Annotated in this window: 5 protein-coding genes; 1 reads left to right on the forward strand and 4 read right to left on the reverse strand. The window is 52.7% G+C overall.

Going from position 1 to position 6049, the window contains the following annotated elements; translation table 11 throughout:
- Nucleotides 1-57 precede the first annotated feature (57 nt).
- The 4 genes from yiaY to AACS80_RS17065 form a co-directional block, all read right to left on the reverse strand.
- Nucleotides 58-1209 carry an L-threonine dehydrogenase gene (gene yiaY, locus AACS80_RS17050; protein ID WP_135410656.1) on the reverse strand — a complete coding sequence of 384 codons (1152 nt, stop codon included), beginning with the start codon at nucleotides 1207-1209 and terminating at the stop codon, nucleotides 58-60.
- A 189-nt stretch (nucleotides 1210-1398) separates the two neighbouring features.
- Nucleotides 1399-3243 carry a selenocysteine-specific translation elongation factor gene (selB, locus tag AACS80_RS17055; protein ID WP_135410655.1) on the reverse strand — a complete coding sequence of 615 codons (1845 nt, stop codon included), beginning with the start codon at nucleotides 3241-3243 and terminating at the stop codon, nucleotides 1399-1401.
- Nucleotides 3240-4631, reverse strand: a complete 1392-nt coding sequence (selA, locus tag AACS80_RS17060) for an L-seryl-tRNA(Sec) selenium transferase (protein WP_130206662.1) — start codon at nucleotides 4629-4631, stop codon at nucleotides 3240-3242. Before selA ends, selB begins: the two co-directional genes overlap by 4 nt.
- Nucleotides 4632-4728: 97 nt before the next feature.
- Nucleotides 4729-5337 (reverse strand): glutathione S-transferase, encoded by a 609-nt coding sequence (locus AACS80_RS17065; protein WP_130206664.1) that lies wholly within the window; start codon nucleotides 5335-5337, stop codon nucleotides 4729-4731.
- A 215-nt stretch (nucleotides 5338-5552) separates the two neighbouring features.
- On the opposite strand from AACS80_RS17065, the gene AACS80_RS17070 reads away from it, so the two are divergent.
- Nucleotides 5553-6049 (forward strand): contractile injection system protein, VgrG/Pvc8 family (locus tag AACS80_RS17070; protein WP_276609458.1); only part of this gene is annotated, 497 nt, incomplete at its 3' end.

The raw sequence follows: 6049 nt of genomic DNA on the forward strand, positions 1-6049 counted from the left end.
AAAATCGCAAATTTTGAGATAGCGGCTGACAATACGCCAGCCGCAAGAGAATGGGGATTACATTGCAGCGCGATAAATCGCCACAATTTCTTCCTCAGTTGCCTGAATCGGGTTAGTAAAGCCACAAGCGTCTTTCAGGGCATTGCTTGCCAGCTCCGGGAAATCTTCTTCTTTAATGTTCAGGTCACGCAGACCTGCCGGGATATCCACTTTCTGCGCCAGGTCGCGAATCGCGTTAATACAGGCTTCTGCCCCTTCAGCATCATTTTTACCTGTGACGTTCACACCCATCGCCGCGGCGCAGTCACGCAAACGTGATGCAACAACTTTACTGTTATATAACTGCACGTGCGGCAGCAGAATGGCATTACAAACGCCGTGCGGCAGATCGTAAAAGCCACCTAACTGATGCGCCATCGCATGAACATAACCCAAAGAAGCGTTATTGAATGCCATACCTGCGAGGAACTGGGCATAAGCCATTGCTTCACGCGCTTTAGTGTTGCTGCCATCTTCGACGGCTAACGGTAGATTTTCCGCAATCATGGTCATTGCTTTCAGCGCGCAGGCATCAGTAATTGGCGTTGCCGCAATAGACACATACGCTTCGATGGCATGAGTGAGAGCATCCATCCCGGTAGCTGCGGTCAGTGACTTAGGCATACCGATCATCAGCGAGGAATCATTAACCGAAAGCAGCGGGGTAACGTGTTTATCCACAATCGCCATTTTGATATGTCTCACTTCGTCGGTGATGATGCAAAAACGGGTCATTTCAGACGCTGTACCCGCCGTGGTATTAATGGCAATCATCGGCAACTGTGGTTTTGCAGAGCGGTCTACGCCTTCATAATCACGGATATCACCACCGTTGGCGGCTACCAGTGCAATACCTTTTGCGCAGTCGTGCGGAGAACCGCCGCCTAAGGAGATCACGCTGTCGCAGTTATTTTCCTTCAACATTTTCAAACCTTCTGCGACATTCTTCGTGGTCGGATTAGGTTGGGTACCCTCATAAATAATGCTAAAAATATTGCGGTCATATAAGGCTTTTTGTACCTCTCCCGCCATACCTAATTTCGCTAGCATTCTGTCAGTAACAATTAATATACGGCGAAAACCATATTCCTCCATCATATTCTGCGCATCTTTTAAAGAATCTTCGCCAATGACATTAACAGAAGGAATAAAAAATGTGGAAGCTGCCATAACACACTCCAGAACGAGGGTAAAAGGGCGGGCAGCTTACAGAGGATTTATATTTAAAAAGTTGATCGATATTATTCTTTTTAGAATCGTATATTAAAAAAAGCACATTAGACTCATGTTCTAATGCGCTTTTTCAAAATTTATAAGACTTTTAAAGTAATTCGCATTTAATATGAATTAATCATTATCTTATTTATGCGGAAATAATAATGCGTCACGCAATAAATGATCATTTCCCCGACGACGCGTAAAACCAATGCGGTCAAAATATTCCAGAATTTGAATTGCCAGTTTTCGACCAACACCTAAGCGATCGCGGAAATCCGCCGCACAGGTCGAGCCACACTCCTGATCGAGATCGCGGATCATGTTGGCAAACTCGACAATCCGATCGTTACGGTAATAACGATCTTTAACGATCGCCGTAATTATCCCCTGCTGCGCCGCCTGCCGTAGTGTCAGGCGCATTGCCTGTTCGTCAGTTCCCGTCTCTTTTGCCAGGTCACGCACCCACCACGGCTCGTTGCCAAACAGCGGTTCCACTTTTTGCCAGATTGCTTGCTGCTCTTCGCTAAATCCCGCTTTGTGATCCGGCAGATGCAGCCAACCATGATGGCTGTGAATGTCGCCGCTTTCGCGCATCTTTTCAATCAGCAACAGCACCAGTGCTTCATCTTCCATCGGCAACGCCATGCGCCGCAGACGCTCACGCCCTGGACCTGGTTCATCGCGATGTTGCTCATGATAAGTTGCTAATGTGTCGAGAATTTTACGTTGCCAGCTGGCGGCAACTGGAGCGTTCAACAAACTGTAACCAGCCTGAATATAGCCCGGCTGTTGCAGCAGTTCGCGCATCCCTTCACCATTGAGCTGACGCGCCCAGGCGAAATCGGCAAGGTTAACCGCACCGCGCTCCAGATGAACGGTCAGTGCGTCGGCATCGCTTTGTGTGCGTGCCAGTGACGCCAGCCATTGCAGATATTCCGGCTTACGTTTACCGCGACGCGGCGGGTTAAGCATCACCACCCGCGCCCCCGCCAACGTGTTACGGGCAGAGATATCGCGCAGCACCAGGCGATCGTTATCCGCCAGCCACAGCGGCGTGTCGAACACCAGCTCGGCAAGGTTATCTTCCAGCAGCGAAACGCGTCCCGTAACGTGGCTGGCGGCGTGGTGAATATGCAGCGGCTGCCACTGGGTCAGCGGCGTATGGGTTTGTAACTCGACAATCACTCGTGTGAACGGCTCTGGCGGCACATCGGCAAGCAGCCAGTCGCCACGGTTAATCTGTTCTTTTTCCGCATCACCAGCGATGTTAAGCGCGATACGCTGCCCGGCATGGGCGGTTTCAGTTGGCTGGTTTTGCGCATGCAGCGCACGCACGCGCATCGGTTTATTTACACCTGTCAGCCATAGTGAATCGCCTACCTTCACTTCCCCGCTTAACGCCGTACCAGTGACCACCAGCCCGGCACCTTTTACGGTAAATGCGCGGTCGATCGCGAGTCGGAAACTATGTTGGCTGGCGTGTTCGCGTTCCGGCAACTGAAGCAGATGTTCGCGCAGGGCATCAATTCCCCGTCCTTCGGTCGCTGCGGTGATAAACAGTTTTGCCTCAGCAAAACCGTATTCCCGCAGCGCCTCCTTTACCTGGCGTTCAACCTCATCAACACGCGCTTCGTCCACGCGATCGGCTTTAGTCAATGCCACTGTCAGCATCGGGTTACCGGTAAGCTGCAAAATCGCCAGATGCTCACGGGTCTGTGCCATCACGCCGTCATCACACGCCACCACCAGCAGCGCGTGATCGATACCACCAACGCCCGCCAGCATATTAGAAAGAAACTTTTCATGGCCGGGAACATCAATAAATCCAGGCACGCGTCCATCCGGCTGCGGCCAGTAGGCATAGCCGAGATCGATGGTCATCCCACGCTTCTTTTCTTCCGGCAGACGGTCGGCATTTACGCCCGTAATCGCCTGTAATAACGTCGTTTTGCCGTGGTCAACGTGTCCGGCAGTCGCAATAATCATTTCAACAACATCTCCAAAAACCGTTGCTCATCTTCGAGGCAGCGTAGGTCCAGCCACAGACGCCCGTCGTAAATGCGCCCAATCACCGGAATCGGCAATTCACGCCAGCGAGCAGCTAATGACTCAAGGTGGCTACCGCGTCCGTCATGAGGCGTAAACGTCAATGCCGCGCTCGGCAGACGATCCACCGGCAGCGAACCACTGCCAATCTGCGACAGGCATGGCATAACCTGTACCGCAAACTCCGCGCCATAGTGAGCGGCAAGGGGTGCCTGCAACCGTTGCGCCTGGATTTGAATGACCTCTGCGCTGCGGGTAAGCAGACGCAGGGTCGGTAATTTTTCACTCAGTGCTTCAGGGTGTAAATAAAGACGCAACGTGGCTTCCAGCGCCGCGAGTGTCATTTTATCTGCACGTAATGCACGTTTCAGCGGGTGACTCTGCAAACGCGCGATCATCTCTTTTTTACCAACGATAATCCCTGCCTGCGGCCCGCCTAACAACTTGTCGCCGGAGAAGCTCACCAGGCTGACGCCCGCCGCAATCAACTCCTGCGGCATAGGCTCTTTTGGCAAACCATACTGACTGAGATCCACCAGCGAACCACTGCCTAAATCAGTCACCACGGGAACATCCAGTTCTTTGCCGAGCGCCACCAGCTCAGCTTCGTCTATCGCTTTGGTGAAGCCTTGAATGCTGTAATTACTGGTATGCACCTTCATCAGCAGCGCGGTATTTTCATTCACTGCCTGACGATAATCATTCGCGTGCGTGCGGTTGGTGGTCCCTACTTCATGTAGGGTGCAGCCTGCCTGACGCATGACATCGGGAATACGAAACGCGCCGCCAATCTCCACCAGTTCGCCGCGAGAAACCACCACTTCTTTACCACTGGCAGTTGCTGCCAACATCAGCAGCACCGCCGCCGCATTATTATTGACGATACAGGCATCTTCTGCGCCGGTGATACGACATAACAACTGCGCCAGCGCACGATCGCGATGCCCGCGTCCGGCGTCATCCAGATCATATTCCAGCGTCACCGGCAAACGCATAACTTGCGTAACAGCCTCAACCGCCGCTTCCGCCTGCAATGCCCGCCCAAGGTTCGTATGCAGCACGGTTCCCGTCAGGTTGATCACCGGACGCAGTGCGCTCTGCGCCTCTTTCGCCAGACGAGCATCAACCTCTTGCGCCCAGTTTTCACACCATGCAGGCAGCGACTGGCTGTCGCGAATCATTTCCCGCGCTTCGTCGAGCATTTGACGTAGCAACTCCACGACACGGGTATGGCCATAAGTATCACGCAAAGAAAGGAAAGAGCTATCACGCAATAAGCGATCGATAGCTGGAAGTTGACTATAGAGGGAACGCGTTTCGGTTGTCATAGGAAACCAGGCTCATCAAGGCCCTCTCGCACGGAGAAGGGCGTTTAACATAACCACGGATTGTAACGTGAGATGGGTCAGGAGGACATATCGCGCATCAAGCCTTTGGCGGTTCGGTGCGAGCGAAGCTTTCGCGGCTAAAGAGATTCTCGACCAGTTTGACTAAGTGTGGGCGGTCCACACACCAGCCCGGCGCAACGCGGCGGAAATTGAGATACCCGACGGCACAGGCAATGGCGATAGTCGCCAGATTGACTGTATCAGTTTTGAGCGTGCCATCGACCAGATATCCTTCCAGCACATCCAGGCTGCGGTTGATTTTCTCCCGCTGGCGTAACAATTCATCTTCAGACTGCTGCGCCGCCGGACGCGCCTGTTCACGCACCGACACCAGCCCGGCATCCATAATGCCATCCGCCAGCGCCTCAATTTTGCGCACTCGCAACGACTCCAGCGGATCGCGCGGCAACATCGCCGGAGCGACATTCATTAATTCAATATATTCAGCGATGATCGGCGAATCAAACCAGCATTCGCCCTCTTCGGTCACCAGCACCGGCACTTTCCCTAACGGGTTAAATTGCGCCACGCCATTGTCCGCGCTATAGGGCAGTTCATTAATAAATTCGAAAGTTATGCCCTTTTCTAACAACAGAATAGAAAGTTTGCGTACAAACGGGCTGGTGTAGCTACCGACGAGTTTCATGCCGAGTCCTTTGTGCGAGGAAAAATATCAGTATGGCCTGGTGATGGGAAAAAGGGCAGAAAATGTTGATGGTTTGTTACTTCCAAATAAATTACATATTTATCATGGTGATATAAATATTTTCCTAATAGTTATTATCTGACAGATATCTCACTTAAGGCTTTCTTATAAATCTGTAGGGTTTGCACCATGAGTGCGGTAGCTATGGGGTTTATATGTCCTCAGAAGGATTACGTTTCACGCTGGCAGTGGACGGCATTGTGGAGATGGCGACGGCGGTGGTGAGCTTCCGTCTGTACCAGCACCACTGCACGCCGTTCATCCTGGATGTGGATATCGCCAGCGGACTGTCTGCCCTGACGGCGGAGGATTTTCTGGAGAAGAGCGCGGTGCTGACGGTCTGGCAGGGTGATATCCCGCAGCGTTACGTCAGCGGTATCGTGACGGATGTGCAGACTGGTGAGAACAACGACTGGCAGATGCGTTATTCCCTGAGTATCAGCCCGCCGCTGTGGCGTGCGGGGTTACGGCAGAACTTCCGTATCTTCCAGCAGCAGGACATTCAGACGATATCAGCACAGCTTCTTGAAGAGAACGGGGTGACGGCATGGATGCCGCTGTTTTATGAAGACCATCCGGCGCGGGAGTTCTGCGTGCAGTACGGGGAGAGCGACCTGGCGTTCCTGACCCGGCTGTGGGCGGAGGAGGGTAT

The organism is Escherichia sp. E4385 (genome assembly GCF_963883145.1).
In the GTDB taxonomy this organism is placed as follows: Bacteria; Pseudomonadota; Gammaproteobacteria; order Enterobacterales; family Enterobacteriaceae; genus Escherichia.

Excerpts from the sequence above, each read along its gene's own strand:
- selA (WP_130206662.1), bottom strand. The coding sequence starts at position 4,631 with ATGACAACCGAAACGCGTTCCCTCTATAGTCAACTTCCAGCTATCGAT.
- AACS80_RS17065 (WP_130206664.1), bottom strand. The coding sequence starts at position 5,337 with ATGAAACTCGTCGGTAGCTACACCAGCCCGTTTGTACGCAAACTTTCT.
- selB (WP_135410655.1), bottom strand. The coding sequence starts at position 3,243 with ATGATTATTGCGACTGCCGGACACGTTGACCACGGCAAAACGACGTTA.
- yiaY (WP_135410656.1), bottom strand. The coding sequence starts at position 1,209 with ATGGCAGCTTCCACATTTTTTATTCCTTCTGTTAATGTCATTGGCGAA.